Raw genomic sequence first — 16998 nt, forward strand, 5'->3', positions numbered from 1 at the left:
AGAAACCCAGGCGGGCTGGGTGCCCGAGGCGGACGAGGCGGACGAAGAGGAGGAGATGCCCCTCTCTCTCCGCCTCTCGATAGCGGACACCCTCACTCTCGGCAACGCCACGTGCGGCTTCATGGCGGTGTACTTCACCACCACCGGCATCCTGATCCCGCACCTCACCGGCAGCCAGGAGTCCGGCATGGCCCGCCACAGCGCGGCCACGGCGGTGATCCTGATGCTGTGCGCGGCGGTCTTCGACCTCTTCGACGGCCTGGTGGCAAGGAAGCTGCGTTCCTCTCCGATGGGCGCGGAGCTGGACAACCTGTCGGACCTGATCAGCTTCGGCCTGGCACCGGCGTACTTCGTACTCGTGTACGGCATGGTCGCGGACGACGCGCACCAGCGGGTGGCCGCGGTCGGGGCGATCGTCGTGCTGCTGGCCGTGGTGCTCCGCCTGGCCAGATTCTCCTGCGTGACGGTGAAGGACGGCACCTTCCAGGGCATGCCGTCGCCGTTCGGCGCGCTGACGGTGGTCTCGATCGTGCTCCTCGAGCTGCCCTTCGTGGCGACGCTGCTCGCGATCCTCGGCACGGCGTGGCTGATGGTGAGCCGGGTGGAGTACCCGAAGCCGCGGGGCCGCCTCGCGGTGGCGATGCTCTCCTGGATCGTCCTGTCGATGGGCCTGCTGGCCGCGTGGGCGTTCGACGCGCCGAGCGGACAGCTGCTCCTTCAGACGGGCTGCGCGCTCCAGCTGGTCATGGGCGCGGTGATCCCGCTGTTCGCCACGGCTCGCCGGGTGAACAACTTCCGCGACAACCGGCGTGAGGCGCGGGCGGCGCAGCTGCCGTAGCGGTCGTAGGACAACCCGAAGGGCCCCGAGCTGCTTGGCTCGGGGCCCTTCGGCTTTGCCTCGGGAGGAGCTCCCTCAGGTCAGGAAGTCCCGCGCGATCTGTTCCGCCACCCGCTCCAGGATCGGCCCCGCGTCTGCGATGCACTTCGCCACGTCCGGCTCGACCTCCGTCAGGGGGTACGCCCGCCGGATCCCGGCCCGGCCGAGCGCCTGCGGCGGAAGGGCGAGGCGTCCGCACACCGCGACGACCTCCTTGCCCGCCGCACGGGCCGCCGCGGCGACGCCCGCCGGGGCCTTGCCGTGCAGCGTCTGCTCGTCCAGGGAGCCCTCGCCGGTGATCACCAGGGTGGCCTTCGCCAGTGCGGGCGCGAAGCCCAGGACGTCGAGCATGACCTCGATGCCGGGGCGGAAGCGCGCGCCGAGGAGGAGGGCGCCGTAGCCGATGCCGCCCGCCGCGCCCGCGCCCGGCGAGGCGGCGTGTTCCGCGGCCTTCGTGCCGATCGTCTCCTCCAGCACCTTCGCGTAGTGCGCCAGCGCCGCGTCCAGCGTCTGCACGTCGTCCGGCGAGGCGCCCTTCTGCGGGCCGTACACCGCGGGCGCGCCCTTCGGGCCGGTCAGCGGGTTGTCGACGTCGCTGGCCAGGATCAGCTCGACGGAGGCCAGGCGCGGGTCGAGGCCCGAGAGGTCCGCCGAGGCCAGGTCGGCGAGGCCGCCACCGCCCGGTGCCACCGGCTCCCCGTCCGCGTCCAGGAACCGCGCGCCCAGCGCGGACAGCATTCCCGCGCCCCCGTCCGTGGTCGCGCTGCCGCCGACGCCGAACACGATCGTCCGGGCGCCCGCGTCCAGCGCGGCCCGCAGCAGTTCGCCGGAGCCGTACGTGGACGCCGTGAGCGGCGCGAAGACGCCGGCCGGCAGCCGCTGCAGCCCGCTCGCCTCCGCCATCTCCACGACCGCCGTGCCGCCGCGCAGCGCGAAGGCCGCCGTCACCTCCTGGCCGAGGGGACCTGCGACCCGTACCTCCCGCCGTTCGAATCCGGCCGCGACCGCCGCGTCCACCGTCCCGTCGCCGCCGTCGGCCACGGGCAGTGCCTCCGCCTGGAGGTCCGGGACGACCCGACGCAGCCCGGCCGTCACCCGCTCGGCGACCTGTACGGCCGTCAGCGACCCTTTGAACTTGTCCGCGGCGATGAGCACCCTCTGGGCACCGTTCACTGCAGCGTCCGCCACCTTGCCATCCCCTTGCTCTCCGGGCCCGACGCACGTCAGGGCCAGTCGCGCCGCTGTGACCTTAACCGGAGGAGCACCCCGCCGTCATGCACCGACCGGCCCGTGGACCGAGGCCGGGAAGCGTCCCTGCGGGCGGCCCGAACCCTGCGCGGGCACCGCCGGAATTGGGTAGACCGTTGCTATGACCCCTGTGGGTACTGAGCCAGAGCTCGCCGACCGCGTCCTCGGGGGCTGGCTGGGCCGGATCGCGGGCAACATGCTCGGCAAGCCGGTCGAGCAGGGCGACCTGTGGACGCGGGACCGTATCGACCGCTATCTGCGGCAGGCCGCCGCCCTGCCGCTCACCGACTACCTGCCCGAGCCCGTCGGCGAGAGCGACGGCTTCGAGCTGCGGCCCGAGTGGCGCGAGTGCGTGCGCGGCCGTATCCACGGCAGCTGCCGCGACGACGACGTCGACTACGCCATCCTGGGCCTGGACCTCCTGGAGACCCACGGCTTCGACTTCAGCACGGAGCAGGTCGGCGATCTGTGGCTGCTGCGGCTGCCGTATCTGCAGACCTTCACCGCCGAGCGGGCCGCATACCGCAACCTGGCCAACGGGCTGAAGCCGCCGCTGACGGCGACGTACGACAACCCGTACCAGGAGTGGATCGGGGCGCTCATCCGCGCCGACATCTTCGGCTGGACCTGCCCCGACGCCCCGCGCCGCGCCGCCTCGCTCGCCCGCCGGGACGCGGTGCTGTCCCACACCGGCAACGGCGTGTACGGCGCGATGTGGGCGGCGGCACTGGTCTCGGCGGCGTTCACGGCGCCGACCGTGCGGCACGCCGTCGACCAGGCGCTCGCCGTCGTCCCGGCGAGCAGCCGGCTGGCGCGTACCGTGCGCCGGGTCGTCTCCCTCCACGACACCCGGATGACCTGGGAGGACACGCTCACCACGGTCGCCGAGGAGACCGCCGGGCTCGGCTGGATCCACACCATCCCGAACGCCGCCGTGCTGACGGCCGGGCTCCTGTACGGCGACGGCGACTTCACCCGCACCATCACGCTCACCGTCCGCGGCGGCCTGGACACCGACTCCAACGGCGCGACCGCGGGCTCGGTGGCCGGCGTACTGACCGGGGCGGACGCCATCCCGGCACAGTGGAAGGACCCGCTGGAGGACACGGTGCGCAGCGCGGTGTTCGGCTACGACGGGGTGCGGATCAGCGAACTGGCGGAGCGGACACTGCGGCTGGTGGAGACGGAGGTCTGAAGGTCCTTCTCCGCCCGGTTCCGCGCTGAGCGGCGCCCGTACAGGCAGGCGCACAACGACATCAGGACTTCCATCATGTCCCGCGCCAGGTCGTCCTCGGCCTCGCCGTCGTCCAGCACCACCAGCTGCCGTCCGGACGCCGACAGCGCCGCCTCGACCAGTGCAGTTTCAACTGTCCCAGCCGGTCCTCGTGCTCGACCACAAGGGAAGGAGGAGACCCGGGCATACAGGCCCACGCCCCTGGTGGCCTGCGGAGCGGCGTTGGCCTCACGGAACCACCGCCGGCCGTCTGCGGGTGCACGCCCTGGGCCCTCGTCTCTCATATATCACTAGATAGAGTGCAGTTTGCACCGCTCGCGTCGGGGGTGGTTACCCTTCCCGGATGACCACCGCTCAAGACTTCGCCACGTACATCGCGGGGCTCCCCCGCGTCCTCGCCGGAGCCGCCGCCCTCTTCCGTGACGCCGAGGGCCGGGTGCTGCTCGTCGAGCCCAACTACCGTGAGGGCTGGGCGCTTCCGGGCGGCACGATCGAGTCCGACGACGGCGAGACCCCGCGCCAGGGCGCGCGCCGCGAGACCGCCGAGGAGATCGGCCTGGACCGGGAGCTCGGCCGGCTGCTCGCGGTGGACTGGGTGCACGGGACGGCCCGGCCGCCGCTGGTGGCGTATCTGTACGACGGCGGTGTCCTCGGCGAGGACGACCTCAAGGCGATCCGGCTCCAGGAGGAGGAGCTGCTGTCCTGGCGGCTCGTGCCGCGCGAGGAACTCGCCCAGTACCTGCCGGGCGCCACGGGCCACCGCGTGCTGGCCGCGCTGGACGTCCTCGTCGAGGGCACGGGGGCGGCGGAGCTGGAGAACGGGCACCGGGTCGGCTGACGCCGACGGACGGGTTTGGTCAGCTCTCGACGTCCCGCGGCTTCATATCCACCTCGCGCAACGCCTCGTCGCGCGCGGCGATCCGGGCCTCCGTGCGGTGACCTCGCTCGATGTAGTCGCGGACGGCGAGCTCGACCGCGTCCTGGGGACTGCCCACCCCCGCGAGGACCATGACTTCCACGACGAGTTGAGCGTCGAGTGACACGGTGACCTTGGTTGCCATGCGCGGACCCTAGCACTGGGGATCCCTGCGAGCCGGCACTTCCGTTCGAGTGCCGGATATCCGTTCGCTGCCCCGGACCGCCCGTCCTACCCTCGGTGACATGACCAAGCCCCTCGTCGCCATCCTGAGCGGCGCCGGTATCTCGACCGACTCCGGCATCCCGGACTACCGCGGTCCGAACGGACTGTGGCGGCGGGATCCGGGGGCCGAGAAGCTGGCGACGTACGAGTACTACATGGGCGATCCGGAGATCCGGCGACGGTCCTGGCAGATGCGCCGCAAGAACCGCACTCTCCAGGCCGAGCCGAACGCCGCGCACCGGGCCGTGGCCGAGCTGGAGCGGTCCGGGGTGCCGGTGCGGGTGATCACGCAGAACGTGGACGGGCTGCACCAGCTCGCGGGGATGCCGGCCCGCAAGGTGCTCGAACTGCACGGCACCGCACGCAAGGTCGTCTGCACCAAGTGCCATGCGCGCGGCCCGATGGAGGACGCGCTCGCCCGGGTCGAGGCCGGTGAGGAGGATCCGCCGTGCCTGGAGTGCGGCGGAATCCTGAAGTCGGCCACGGTGATGTTCGGCGAGCGGCTCGACCCGGTGGTACTCGGCGAGGCCGTCGCCATCACCAAGGCCTGCCAGGTGTTCATCGCGGTCGGGACCAGTCTGCAGGTCCAGCCGGCGGCGGGGCTCGCGGGTGTCGCCGCCGACCACGGGGCACGGCTGATCATCGTCAACGCCGAGCCGACGCCGTACGACGACCGGGCCGACGAGATGATACGGGAGCCGATCGGTACGGCATTGCCGAAGCTGCTGCGCGGGATCGGCGGCTAGACCGAGGAGGTCGAACGGCTAGAAGAGTGCCGTTCCCCTCTCGAAGCCCAGCAGCCGCTGCTTGCGGTCCAGTCCGCCGCCGTAGCCCGTGAGGCTGCCGTCGGCGCCGACCACGCGGTGGCAGGGGACGATGATGCCGATCGGGTTCTTGCCGTTGGCGAGGCCGACGGCCCGGGAGGCTCCGGGGTTGCCGAGGGCGTCGGCCAGTTCGCCGTACGTACGGGTCTCGCCGTAGGGGATCTTGCGGAGCTGGTCCCAGACGCTGCGCTGGAACAGGGTTCCGTGCAGGCGGAGTCGGAGAGTGAAATCCTTCAACTCGCCCGCGAAGTAGGCCTCGAGCTCTTCCTCCGCCTCCACGAAGGGACCCTCGGCCCGGGCTCCGAAGGTCTCCTCGCCGGGGCGGTGGCGCTGATCGGTCATGTAGAGGCCGCACAGGACGCCGTCGTCGGCGACGAGAGTCAATGGGCCGTAGAGGCTGTCGATCACGGTGTGCCGCTTTGTCGAACTCATCACGAACGTCCTTACACAGGAAGGAAATTGATCGGGTGGCTGTCGGTCGCCCACAGGTACTGGACCGCGTACGCCCGCCAGGGCCGCCAGGCCGCCGCGCGGGCCGTGAGCGCCGCGGGGGTCGACGGCAGGCCCAACTCCTGGGCGGCGCGGCGGATTCCTAGGTCGGTCGGGAGGAAGGCGTCGGGGTCGCCGAGGGCGCGCATCGCGATGACGTCGGCCGTCCAGGGGCCGAAGCCGGGGAGGGTGAGGAGCCGGGCTCGGGTTTCCGACCAGTCGCTCTCCACGCCCAGGTTGAGGGCGCCGTCCGCGAGTTCGCGTACCAGTGTGGTGAAGGTGGTGCGGCGCGTGCGGGGCATCGCGAGTGTCTCGGGGTCGAGGACGGCGAGCGCCTCGGGGGCCGGGAAGAGGTGGGTGAGGCCGCCCTCGGGGTCGTCCACCGGTTCGCCGTGCGCGGTGACCAGGCGGCCGGCGTGGGTGCGGGCGGCGGCCGTGGAGACCTGCTGGCCGAGTACCGCCCGTACGGCGAACTCCGCCTCGTCGACCGTGCGCGGGACGCGTCGGCCGGGCGCCTTGTCGACCAGGGGCGCCAGGACCGGATCCGTACGCAGTTGGTCGTCGACCGCGACCGGGTCGGCGTCCAGGTCGAGCATTCGGCGGCAGCGGCTGATGGCGACGGTCAGGTCGCGGAGGTCGCTGAGGGTGAGGCGGCAGGCGATGTGGTCGGGGCGCGGGGCGAGGGCCGCGATGCCGTGGCCGTACGGCAGTCGGAGCGTGCGCCGGTAGGCGCCGTCCCGCCACTCCTCCACGCCTGGGACGGCGGTCGCCGCGAGGTGGCCGAAGAGGTTGTCGGGGTTGAGGGGGGCGCGGAAGGGGAGGCGGAGGGTGAGGGCGCCGGGGGTGGCCGGGGAGGTCTTCTTCGGTACCCGGGCGCGCAGGTCGCTGGGCGACAGGGCGAAGACCTCGCGCACGGTGTCGTTGAACGTGCGGATCGAGGAGAAGCCGGCGGCGAAGGCGATCTCCGCCATCGTGAGCGGCGTCGTCTCGATGAGGAGCCGGGCCGTCTGGGCGCGCTGTGCGCGGGCGAGGGCGAGCGGGCCCGCGCCCAGCTCGGCGAGCAGCTGGCGTTCGATCTGCCGGGTGCTGTATCCGAGCCGGGCGGCGAGGCCGGGCACACCCTCGCGGTCCACGACGCCGTCGGCGATCAGCCGCATGGCGCGGGCCACGAGGTCGGCGCGCTGGTTCCACTCCGGGGAGCCGGGGCTGGTGTCGGGCCGGCATCGCTTGCAGGCCCGGAACCCGGCCTGCTGGCAGGCCGCCGCGCTCGGGTAGAACGTCATGTTCTCGGGCTTGGGCGGCACCACCGGGCAGCTGGGCCGGCAGTAGATGCGGGTGGTCAGGACAGCCGTGAAGAACCAGCCGTCGAAGCGGGAGTCCTTGGACTGAACGGCGCGTACGCAGCGCTCGGTGTCGGTGTGCATCCCCATCTGCATGCGTCCAGCATCGGGCACGGCCCGAACCGGGGCTGGCGAGAATCCGACATCAACCTCACGTGTCCTGGACCCTGCCGGATCGCCACGCGGACTCGCGCAGCAGCCGCAGTCCGTTCAGGCCGACCAGGACCGTCGAGCCCTCGTGTCCCGCGACACCGAGCGGCAGCGGGAGGTGGCCGATGAGGTCCCACAGGACGAGCACGGTGATGAAGGTGCCCGCGATCACGAGATTCTGCACGACGAGCCGACGGGCGGTGCGGGAGAGCTCTACGACCGCCGGGACGGTGACGAGCTCGTCGCGCACGATGACGGCGTCCGCCGTCTCCAACGCGAGGTCGGAGCCCGCGCGGCCCATGGCGATGCCGGAGTGGGCGGCGGCGAGGGCGGGCGCGTCGTTGACACCGTCGCCGACGAACAGCACCTTGCGGCCGGCCTGCTGGAGGTCGCGTACGGCGTTGACCTTGCCCTCGGGCAGCAGCTCCGCGCGGACGTCCGTCAGCCCGGTGGCGTCGGCGACGCGGGCGGCGGCGCCGGCGTTGTCGCCGGTGAGCAGGACGGGAGCGGTTCCGGTCAGGGCGGTGAGCGCGGCGGTGGTCGCGGCGGCGTCGGGGCGGAGGCGGTCGGTGAGGGTGAGAGTGCCTACGGGGGTGCCGTCGCGGGTGACGAGGACTACGGTGCCGCCGTTCTCGGTGTCCAGGGAGGTCTGCGTGCGGTGGACGGAATCTCGCATACGGTCGCCGGTGGTGGAGTCGACGAGATCCCGCGGACGGTCGACGGCGTCAGCCGAGTCGACAGAAGCCCGCATACGGTCGCCGGCGCGCACAGAGTCGGCAGAATCCTGCATACGGCCGTCGATATGCATACGGTCGGCGGAAACCTCCATACGGCCGACTCCCACCACCCTGCCCTCGACCACCGCCGTGACCCCGCGCCCCGGCGTCGCGGCGAAGTCCTCGGCAGACGCGATCCGCAGGCCTCGGGTCCGCGCGGCCGCCACGACCGCTCGCGCCAGCGGATGCTCGCTGGGGTGCTCGGCCGCCGCGGCCAGCCCGAGCAGCTCGTCCTCGTCGAGACCCGAGCCCGGCAGCGGGCGTACGTCCGTCACCTCGGGCGCGCCCTCGGTCAGGGTGCCGGTCTTGTCCAGGGCGGTGGTGTCGATCTCGCCGAGGCGTTCCATCGCGACGGCCGACTTGACCAGGACGCCGTGCCGGCCGGCGTTGGCGATGGCGGACAGCAGGGGCGGCATGGTCGCGAGGACGACCGCGCACGGCGACGCGACGATCATGAAGGTCATCGCGCGCAGCAGCGCGTCCGTGAGATCGGCGCCGAAGGCCAGGGGGATGGCGAAGACGGCGATCGTGGCGGCCACCACGGCGACCGCGTAACGCTGTTCGACCTTCTCGATGAACAGCTGTGTCGGCGCCTTGGTGCGTGAGGCCTCCTCGACCAGGGTCACGATGCGGGCGATGACCGAGTCTGCGGGGTCGCGTTCGACGCGGACGCGCAGGGCGCCGGTGCCGTTGAGGGTGCCCGCGAAGACCTCGTCGCCGGATACCTTGGGGACCGGGAGGGGCTCGCCGGTGATGGTGGCCTGGTCGGCCTCGCTGGTGCCGTCGAGGACGCTGCCATCGGCGCCGATGCGCTCGCCGGGGCGGACCAACAGGACGTCGCCGACGGAGAGTTCGGAGGTCGGAACCGTCTCCTCGCCGTTCTCGGCCAGCCGGGTCGCGGTGGTGGGCGCGAGGTCGAGCAGACCGCGCACGGAGTCGGCGGTGCGGGCGGTGGCCAGGGCCTCCAGGGCGCCGGAGGTGGCGAAGATGACGATCAGCAGGGCGCCGTCCAGGACCTGCCCGATCGCGGCCGCGCCCAGCGCCGCGACGATCATCAGCAGGTCGACGTCCAGGGTCTTCTCGCGCAGCGCCCGCAGGCCTTCGAGAGCCGGTTCCCAGCCGCCTGCGATGTAGGCGATCGCATACAGGAGCCCGTACACCCAATACGGCACACCGCCGCCGAGGTCCAGAGCGAGACCCAGCAGGAAGGCGACGGTCGCCGCGAGCGCCCAGCGGGCCTCGGGCAGGGCGAGGACACGGGTGCGCCGGCGGGGTGCCGACCGGGCAGGTGAGGGGACGTGAGTGGGGGCGAGAGTTGTGGACACCCGAGCCACCATACAGGAACACATGAATACTCATTCATCTGTTCATGTGCGATGAGTAAGATACTGCCATGGGTCATGGAGCCGTCACCACCGCGCAGGACGCCGTCGAGCGCGTACGTCTGGACGCGGACAATGTCGCCAAGGTGGCCACCACGCTCCAGGCCCTGTCCACCCCCTCCCGGTTGCTGATCCTGGCGCGGTTGCGCGAAGGGCCGCTGCCGGCCACGGAGTTGGCCGCGGAGGTGGGCATGGAGCAGTCGGCGTGCTCGCACCAGCTGCGGTTGCTGCGCAATCTGGGGCTGGTCGTGGGCGAGCGCCGGGGCCGGTCGGTCGTGTACGCGCTGCACGACCACCATGTCGCCGAGCTGCTCGACCAGGCCGTCTACCACGTGGAGCACCTGCGGCTGGGCATCAGTGACGCCGCCGACCAGTGAGAGGCCCGAGTTGGTGGGCTGAAGAGTGTTCCGTGTTCTCGGCCGGGGGCAACGGGTCCATAGCTGGGAAACCCGGCCCGGCAGGGCGCGGAGCACGCCCTGCCGGGAGCCGTACGCGGGGCGCTACCCGGCGAAGTCCGTCGCCGTGGGCCGCCGCGAGGCCGCCATCGCCTCGTCGACGTCCGTGAGGGGCCGCAGCCGGTAGCTGTACGAGTAGTCGCGGTTGGCGAAGAGCTTGAACTCGTCGTGCGTGTGCGCGCCCCAGCTGTTGTCGCCGCCGACGCCCATCTGCCGGTGGTTCACGCGCAGGACGACCTCCTCGCGTGGGGTGAGCTGGTAGTCGTGACGCACCCCGGACGACAGGTCCTCCGGGGTGAAGTGCGAGGCGTTGACCTCCAGGAGCGTATCGCCGCAGACGAGCAGCCCGGTGCCGTCGCGGCCGGTCAGAGCGATCCAGCGGACGTCGGTCTTGTTGCCGTTCTCCTGCGGGCGGATGTAGGAGGTCCACTGCCCGGAGACGGTCCCGGAGTAAATGCCCACGTCGGTGCCGTAGTTGCGGTCCCAGTGGTTCTCCTCGGGCCCGCGGCCGTAGTAGCGCAACCGCTCCAGGCGGCCCGGCAGGAAGAGCAGGCTGCCGACCTCCGGAATGTACGGCAGGTTCGCCGCGCCCGGGTGCAGGGTGTGGTCGACCTTGATCTCGCCGTTGCCGAAGACCGTGTACGTGGTGGTGTACGTCGACTCGGTGGTCGTCGGCAGTGTGCCGCTGACCTTGATCTCGACGGCCTTGTCGCGCAGGGCGCGCACGCTCACGTCCGTCACCTTGCGGCGGGCGCCGGCGTCGCGCCAGGTCTGGTTGCGGGTGTGCTGGCCGTTACCGTGGTCGTTGTCGGTGGGCGCACGCCAGAAGTTCGGCGCCGGGCCGGAGGTGATCAGCCGGGTGCCCCGGGCCTCGTACGACGTGATGACGCCGCTGGCCTTGTCGACGGTGACGGAGAAGCCCCTGCCGTTCACCGTGATCGCCCCGTCGCCCTCCTGGTGGCGAAGCGCCGGCACGCTCTCCAGCGGCACCGGCGTCACGGCCGGGCTGTCGGCATCGAGGGCGAGCTGCTGTGCGGCCACCTCGAAGCCGGCCTTCGCCCACGGGGTGGCTTCCTTGGTGGTGAACGACAGTTCCAGGAAGTACTCCCTGCCGGGCGCCGGGTCGGCCGGGAGTCTCACCGGCACCGTGACGTCCTTGCTCGACAGCGGCGGCACGTCCAACTGAGCACGGGTCAGCCTCCCGCGCTGGACAACCTTGCCGTCCGCGACGAGCCGCCAACTGCCGTTGAACTCTCGGAGATTGGTGAAGAGATTCTCATTGGTGAGGGTGACCGCACCGGGAGCGCCACCGGAGGCCGGGGCCGCGTTGATCGCCTGGTAGACCCGCTTGATCTCGGCTGCCTTGCCGGTGTGCCCCCGGTCGGCGGTGACGATCCCGTCGGCGACGAAGTTCCCGTCGTTGGGGTTGTCGCCCCAGTCGCCGCCGTACGCGAAGAACGTCTTCTCCTTCGACCGCTTCTCCGTGACGCCGACGGTGGCCGCGTCGAACCAGAACCGCACGCCCTCGTCGCCGGATCCGCGGCTGTCGGAGGCCAGTTCGGCGGCGCTCAGCGCACGGGCGTACACGCGGGCCCGGCGGATGGTGCCGCTGAACTCCCGTGAGATGTTGTCGACATCGGTGGCGAGTGCGAGGGGCGCGGTGTTGCTGCTGGGGCGCCGGGTGGTGGTCCGGGTGGCCTTGGCCGCGCCGTCGACGTAGAGGGTCAGTGTGCCCGCGTCCGCGTCGAAGACGCCGGCGAGGTGGTGCTCGGTGCCGGTCCAGTCGTCCGGCAGCGCCCAGGTGGCGGTGACCCACTGGCCGCCGCCGTGGATGAAGAACTCCAGGTTCCGGTCCGACTGCTTCAGCGCGTACTGCGTGTCGCCCTTGGCGATGATCGGCTGGTGGTAGCCGGTCACGTGCGGGGTGACCCAGGCCTCCAGGGTCAGTGAGCCGGTGAGGTCGAGGCTGGTGTCGCGGGCGAAGACGGTGCCGCCGTAGACGCCCTTGGCGCGGTCGAAGGTGCCGCTGGGGGCGAGGATCTCGCCGCGCAGCTTTCCGGGGCCGGTCTCGGTCAGCAGCTTGCGCGCCGGGGTGGGCCAACTCAGCGCCTGGTCGACGAAGTCCCAGATCCAGCCGCCCTGGAGGACGTCGTGTCGACGGATGATGTCCCAGTATTTCTTGAAGTTGCCGTTCGAGTTGCCCATGGCGTGCGAGTACTCGATCATCACGTACGGCCGGGTGTCGGCGGTGTCCTTCGCCCGCTGCTCGACCCGCTGAGGCGTGTCGTACATCTCCGAGCGGATGTCGCTGATGGTGGGGCGGTCGTCGCCCTCGTACTGGATGACGCGCGTCGGGTCGTACGACCGGATCCAGTCGTGCATGGCGACGAACGTGCTGCCGCCGCCGGCCTCGTTGCCGAGCGACCAGATGACCACCGAGGCGTGGTTCTTGTCGCGGTGGACCATGTTCTGCGCGCGGGCCACGCACGCCTCGGTCCAATCGGCGTGGTTGCCGGGGTACTCGCCGCGGATGCCGTGCGTCTCGAGGTTGGTCTCGTCCACGAGGTACAGCCCGTATTCGTCGGCGAGTTCGTTCCACAGCGGGTTGTTGGGGTAGTGCGAGGTGCGGACCGAGTTCATGTTCAGCCGCTTGATGATCTCGATGTCCTCGATCATGTCCGCGCGGGTGAGGGCGGTGCCTCGGGCGGGGTGCATCTCGTGGCGGTTGGTGCCCCGGAAGGAGACGGGCTTGCCGTTGATGCGCATCAGCCCGTCCTTGAGCGCGAACTCGCGCATGCCGACCCGGTGCGAGAGGGTCTCGATCACCCTGCCCGCAGGGTCGCGCAGCCGTAGGACGGCGGTGTAGAGGTTCGGGTGCTCGGCCGACCAGAGCTTGGGCGCGGGTACGGCTTTCGCGGCCTGTACGGTCGTCTCTGCGCCGGAGCCGAGGGCGACGGTCTGCTGGAGCGGCCGGGACCAGACAGGGTGCCCGTCGGCGTCATACAGCATCGCGTCGACTGTATACCGCCCACCGGATCCGCCCTCGTAGTCCCGCACGCTCGCGGTGACCGACAGTTCCGCGGCCGTGTAGTCGTCGCTCAGCGGGGTGTCCAACTTGAAGTCGCGCAGGTGCACGGCCGGGGTGGAGTACAGGTAGACCGAGCGGAAGATGCCGCTCAGTCGGATCATGTCCTGGTCCTCCAGCCAGTCGCCGTCGGAGTAGCGGTACACCTCCACCGCGATCCGGTTGGTGCCGGGCTTGAGGTACTTGGTGATGTCGTACTCGGCGGGGGTGAAGGAGTCCTCGTGATAGCCGACCAACTCCCCGTTGATCCATACATAGTGGGCGGACTTGACGCCCTCGAAGTGCAGGAACGTCCGCCGTCCCGACCAGTTCCTGGGGACGGTGAACGTACGGCGGTACTGGCCGACGGGGTTGTAGCGGGTCGGCGCGGCGGGCGGCTGCGGCTCCTCCCCCAGGCCGTTGGGGCCCCACCAGGGGTAGGTGATATTGACGTAGATCGGGAAGTCGTAGCCGTGCATCTGCCAGACGGACGGCACCGGGATGGTGTCCCAGGAGCTGTCGTCGAGGTCGGGGCGGTAGAAGTCGGTGTCGCGGTCGTCGGGGCGGTCGACGTAGGCGAACTTCCACTTCCCGTCGAGGCTCAGCCGGTAAGGGGAGCGCGTGCGGTCGCCGGCCAGGGCCTGTCTGACGTCCTGGTACGGCATGAGGGTGGTGTGCGGGGGCTCGGTGCCCAGCCGGAAGACGGCGATGTTGCCGTTCCACTCGGGCGATCCGTCCGCCGCGGCCTCGCGTCGCCCGGCCGCGTACGCGGTGACGGGCGACGCGGAGAGGGCGAGCGCGCCGAGGACGGCGGCCGAGCCCTCCAGGAGACGGCGGCGACTGACGACCGGACGGTCTGTGGGGAGCACGTGCGGGTGCGGCATGACGGTGGCCTTCCTCGGTACGACAGTGCGCTGCGCGAACTGAGGGTGCGTCAGGTCTTGTCGATTGCTGTGGGGGTATCCGCAAGTTGATGTCGGGTCAGAACACAACTGCTGGTGACAAAAACAACTACCGAGTAGTCAGGGGAACCCTAGGACCCGAACACAATCGAAGCAATGATCCTGTCGGACTTTGTGCGGTCCTGTTGGGCCAGGGCCCTCGACACCGTCAGCGGACCTGCGCGGCGAACGCCTCGTACGCCCGCTCGTCGAAGAGGACGAACCGGATCTCCTCGACCGCCGTCTCGGTCGCCCGCACCGTCTCCACGGCGATCCGGGCGGCGTCCCCGATCGGCCAGCCGTAGATGCCGGCGGAGACGGCCGGGAACGCGACCGTGCGGGCGCCGAGTTCGTCGGCGACCCGCAGCGACTCCCGGTAGCAGGAGGCCAGCTGCTCCGAACGGTCCTCGTCCTGGCTGAAACGCGGCCCCACCGTGTGGATCACCCAGCGCGCGTCCAGCTCGCCCGCCGTCGTCGCGACCGCCTGGCCGGTGGGCAGGCCTTTGCCGTAGTGGGAGGCGCGGAGTTTGCGGCAGTCCTCCAGGATCGCGGGGCCACCTCGGCGGTGAATGGCGCCGTCGACGCCGCCACCGCCGAGCAGGGAGGAGTTGGCCGCGTTGACGATCGCGTCGACGCTCTGCCGGGTGATGTCGCCCTGGACGAGGGTGAGGGTGGTCATGTCTGTCGCAACTTCCTCCAGACGGCCTTCGCAGCGTTGTGTCCCGACATCCCGTGCACGCCGGGTCCCGGTGGGGTGGCCGAGGAGCAGATGAAGACGGCCGGGTGCGGAGTGCTGTACGGGGACAGGGAGAGTCTGGGACGCAGCATGACCTGGAGCCCGGAGAACGCGCCGGTGCCGATGTCGCCGCCGACGTAGTTGGCGTTGCGGGCGGCGAGTTCGGGCGGGCCGGCGGTCGCGCGGGCGAGGACGCGATCGCGAAAGCCCGGGGCGAAGCGCTCCAGTTGGCGTTCCATGGCGTCGGTGAGGTCTCCGGTCCAGCCGCTGGGGACGTGGCCGTACGCCCAGAAGACCTGCTTGCCCGCCGGGGCCCGCGTCGGGTCGACGACGCCGGGCTGCACGGTGATCATGAACGGCCGGTCGGGCGCCCGGCCCTCGCGGGACGCCGCGCGCAGGGCGGTGCCGATCTCGGCGCTGCTGGCGCCGATCTGCACGGTGGTGCTCCTGCGCGCCTCCTGAGCGGTCCATGGCACGGGGCCGTCCAGCGCGTAATCGATCTTGAAGACTCCGGGGCCGTACCGGTAGCCCTCGTAGGAGCGGCCGAGGCCGGCGATGCGGGCCAGGGCGGTGGGCGAGGTGTCGAAGACGTACGCGCGCGCGGGCGGCAGGTCGTCGAGGCGCTTGACCTCGTAGTCGGTGTGGACGGTGCCGCCGAGGTCCTTCAGGTAGGCGGTGAGCGCGTCGGAGATGGACTGGGAACCGCCGCGGGCCACGGGCCAGCCGCGGGCGTGCGCGGCCAGGGCGAAGACCAGGCCGATGGCGCCGGTGGCGAGGCCACTGAGCGGGGCCATGACGTGCGCGACGAGGCCGGCGAACAGGGCCTTCGCCCGCTCGTCGCGGAAACGGCGCATCAGCCACGTCGACGGGGGCAGGCCGACCAGCCCGAAGCGGGCGAGGGTGACCGGGTCCCGGGGCAGCGCGGTCAGCGGCAGGGACATGAAGTCGCGGACCAGCGTGTCCCACTGCGGCAGGAAGGGCTCGACCAGTCTGCGGTACGTCCCCGCGTCACGCGGCCCGAAGGAGGCGGCCGTCTCGCCGACCGACCGGGACAGCACGGCGGCCGTACCGTCGGTGAAGGGGTGCGCCATGGGCAGCTCGGCATGCAGCCACTCGAGGCCGTACCGCTCCAGGGGCAGGGCGCGGAACGCCGGGGAGTTGATGCCCAGCGGGTGGGCCGCGGAGCACGGGTCGTGGTGGAAGCCGGGGAGGGTGAGCTCCTCGGTGCGGGCTCCCCCGCCGACGGTGTCGCGGGCCTCGAAGACGGCCACGGAGAAGCCGCGGCGGGCCAGCTCCACGGCAGCGGTCAGCCCGTTCGGCCCCGCACCCACCACGACCGCATCGAGCATCGACGGCACCTTCGGACCCCTTCGTCAGCCGATGGCCAGTGAGGTCAGGATATGACGGAGGACTGACAGCCTCGGGCCACGGGGCACCACCCGGGGTCACGACGCCCTGAGCAGCCCCACCACGCACTCGGGCTACGACCCTCCCAGCAGCCCCACTACCCGGCGGGCCGTGGCCGCGTCCCGGGCCGCGGTGAACGGGAGGACATTGTGCCCCGTGATCCGGAACGGCTCGCCCGCGCGGGTCAGGTGGGTGCCGCCCGCCTCCTCGAGCAGGAGCAGGCCCGCGGCATGATCCCAGGCGGCTTCCCACGAGAACGCGGTGGCGTCCGACTCGCCTTGGGCGACGGCGAGATACTCCAGTCCTGCCGAACCGCACGCGCGCGGTGCCACGCCCTCGGTCCACAGGCCGAGCAGTGCCCGCTTCTGTTCCTCGGTGGTGTAGTCCGGGTGGGACGTGGCCACGCGCAGGTCACGGCCGGGCTCCGGGACACCGGCGAACAGCCGCTCGCCGTCGAGGAACGCGCCCCCGCCCCGCACGGCCGTGGCCATCCGGTCGCGCACGGGCGCGTATGTCCACGAGGCGAACAGGGTTCCGCCCTGCGCGAGCGCGACCAGCGTGCAGAAGCCGGGGTCGCCGTGCACGAACTGCCGTGTCCCGTCCACGGGATCGACGATCCAGACCGGCGCGTCGCCCTGTATCGCCTCATAGGTCGTCGGGTTGGCGTGCACCGCTTCCTCGCCGACCACGACGGAACCGGGCAGGAGGGCGCCGAGCGCCTCGGTGAGGTACTGCTCCGCCCTGCGGTCGGCGTCCGTCACCAGGTCGTGCGGGCCGGTCTTCTCGTCGACCTCGTGGGCGGCGAGCCGGCGGAAGCGCGGCATGATCTCGGCCGCGGCCGCCTTGCGCACCGCTTCCTCCACGTCGGCCGCGTGCCGGGCGAGAAACTCGTCGATGGTTTCCGTGTCTTCGATCATGACTCCATGAGAGCACG

The 16998-nt window shown here is 71.4% G+C and carries 14 protein-coding genes and 1 pseudogene; 5 read left to right on the top strand and 10 right to left on the bottom strand.

Going from position 1 to position 16998, the window contains the following annotated elements:
• Positions 1-19: 19 nt before the first annotated feature.
• The gene (pssA, locus tag ABT063_RS24115; protein ID WP_351060066.1) at positions 20-838 is read left to right on the top strand and encodes a CDP-diacylglycerol--serine O-phosphatidyltransferase; all 819 of its coding nucleotides are present in this window, start codon (positions 20-22) and stop codon (positions 836-838) included.
• A gap of 75 nt (positions 839-913) precedes the next feature.
• Here pssA and ABT063_RS24120 read toward each other — a convergent pair whose 3' ends face one another.
• Entirely contained in the window at positions 914-2032 is a 1119-nt protein-coding gene (locus ABT063_RS24120) for a glycerate kinase (protein ID WP_351060069.1), read from the bottom strand.
• A 214-nt stretch (positions 2033-2246) separates the two neighbouring features.
• Between ABT063_RS24120 and ABT063_RS24125 the strand changes: the two genes are divergently transcribed.
• Positions 2247-3320 (top strand): ADP-ribosylglycohydrolase family protein, encoded by a 1074-nt coding sequence (locus ABT063_RS24125; RefSeq protein WP_351059880.1) that lies wholly within the window; start codon positions 2247-2249, stop codon positions 3318-3320.
• On the opposite strand, the pseudogene ABT063_RS24130 reads toward ABT063_RS24125, so the two are convergent.
• A pseudogene (locus ABT063_RS24130) lies at positions 3254-3525 on the bottom strand (hypothetical protein); the annotation flags it as partial. The gene ABT063_RS24125 and the pseudogene ABT063_RS24130 overlap by 67 nt on opposite strands.
• Before the next feature lie 177 nt (positions 3526-3702).
• On the opposite strand from ABT063_RS24130, the gene ABT063_RS24135 reads away from it, so the two are divergent.
• Positions 3703-4197 carry an NUDIX domain-containing protein gene (locus ABT063_RS24135; RefSeq protein ID WP_351059883.1) on the top strand — a complete coding sequence of 165 codons (495 nt, stop codon included), beginning with the start codon at positions 3703-3705 and terminating at the stop codon, positions 4195-4197.
• 19 nt (positions 4198-4216) lie between these two features.
• On the opposite strand, the gene ABT063_RS24140 is transcribed toward ABT063_RS24135, so the two are convergent.
• On the bottom strand, positions 4217-4420 hold the full coding sequence (locus tag ABT063_RS24140; protein ID WP_351059886.1) for a type II toxin-antitoxin system VapB family antitoxin: 204 nt from the start codon (positions 4418-4420) through the stop codon (positions 4217-4219).
• Positions 4421-4520: 100 nt separating this feature from the next.
• On the opposite strand from ABT063_RS24140, the gene ABT063_RS24145 reads away from it, so the two are divergent.
• Complete coding sequence (locus ABT063_RS24145; protein WP_351059888.1) at positions 4521-5246, top strand: SIR2 family NAD-dependent protein deacylase; 726 nt, start codon at positions 4521-4523, stop codon at positions 5244-5246.
• Between the two features lie 18 nt (positions 5247-5264).
• Here ABT063_RS24145 and ABT063_RS24150 read toward each other — a convergent pair whose 3' ends face one another.
• The 3 genes from ABT063_RS24150 to ABT063_RS24160 form a co-directional block, all read right to left on the bottom strand.
• Positions 5265-5756 carry a methylated-DNA--[protein]-cysteine S-methyltransferase gene (locus ABT063_RS24150; RefSeq protein ID WP_351059891.1) on the bottom strand — a complete coding sequence of 164 codons (492 nt, stop codon included), beginning with the start codon at positions 5754-5756 and terminating at the stop codon, positions 5265-5267.
• Positions 5757-5767: 11 nt separating this feature from the next.
• Positions 5768-7237 carry an AlkA N-terminal domain-containing protein gene (locus ABT063_RS24155; RefSeq protein ID WP_351060072.1) on the bottom strand — a complete coding sequence of 490 codons (1470 nt, stop codon included), beginning with the start codon at positions 7235-7237 and terminating at the stop codon, positions 5768-5770.
• 67 nt (positions 7238-7304) lie between these two features.
• Complete coding sequence (locus tag ABT063_RS24160) at positions 7305-9416, bottom strand: heavy metal translocating P-type ATPase (protein ID WP_351059893.1); 2112 nt, start codon at positions 9414-9416, stop codon at positions 7305-7307.
• Between the two features lie 56 nt (positions 9417-9472).
• On the opposite strand from ABT063_RS24160, the gene ABT063_RS24165 reads away from it, so the two are divergent.
• Entirely contained in the window at positions 9473-9838 is a 366-nt protein-coding gene (locus ABT063_RS24165; protein ID WP_351059896.1) for an ArsR/SmtB family transcription factor, read from the top strand.
• Between the two features lie 123 nt (positions 9839-9961).
• On the opposite strand, the gene ABT063_RS24170 is transcribed toward ABT063_RS24165, so the two are convergent.
• From ABT063_RS24170 to ABT063_RS24185, 4 genes are all read right to left on the bottom strand, one after another.
• Positions 9962-13864, bottom strand: a complete 3903-nt coding sequence (locus tag ABT063_RS24170; protein ID WP_351059899.1) for a glycoside hydrolase family 2 TIM barrel-domain containing protein — start codon at positions 13862-13864, stop codon at positions 9962-9964.
• 226 nt (positions 13865-14090) lie between these two features.
• Positions 14091-14600, bottom strand: coding sequence for an O-acetyl-ADP-ribose deacetylase (locus tag ABT063_RS24175; RefSeq protein ID WP_351059902.1), 510 nt, complete (start codon positions 14598-14600; stop codon positions 14091-14093).
• Positions 14597-16006: a phytoene desaturase family protein gene (locus ABT063_RS24180; RefSeq protein WP_351059905.1), complete on the bottom strand. Its 1410-nt coding sequence runs from the start codon at positions 16004-16006 to the stop codon at positions 14597-14599. Before ABT063_RS24180 ends, ABT063_RS24175 begins: the two co-directional genes overlap by 4 nt.
• Positions 16007-16138: 132 nt before the next feature.
• Complete coding sequence (locus tag ABT063_RS24185) at positions 16139-16981, bottom strand: inositol monophosphatase family protein (protein ID WP_351059907.1); 843 nt, start codon at positions 16979-16981, stop codon at positions 16139-16141.
• Between the last annotated feature and the right edge of the window lie 17 nt (positions 16982-16998).

It is taken from the genome of Streptomyces sp. NPDC002838, from assembly GCF_040295365.1.
In the GTDB taxonomy this organism is placed as follows: domain Bacteria; phylum Actinomycetota; class Actinomycetes; order Streptomycetales; family Streptomycetaceae; genus Streptomyces.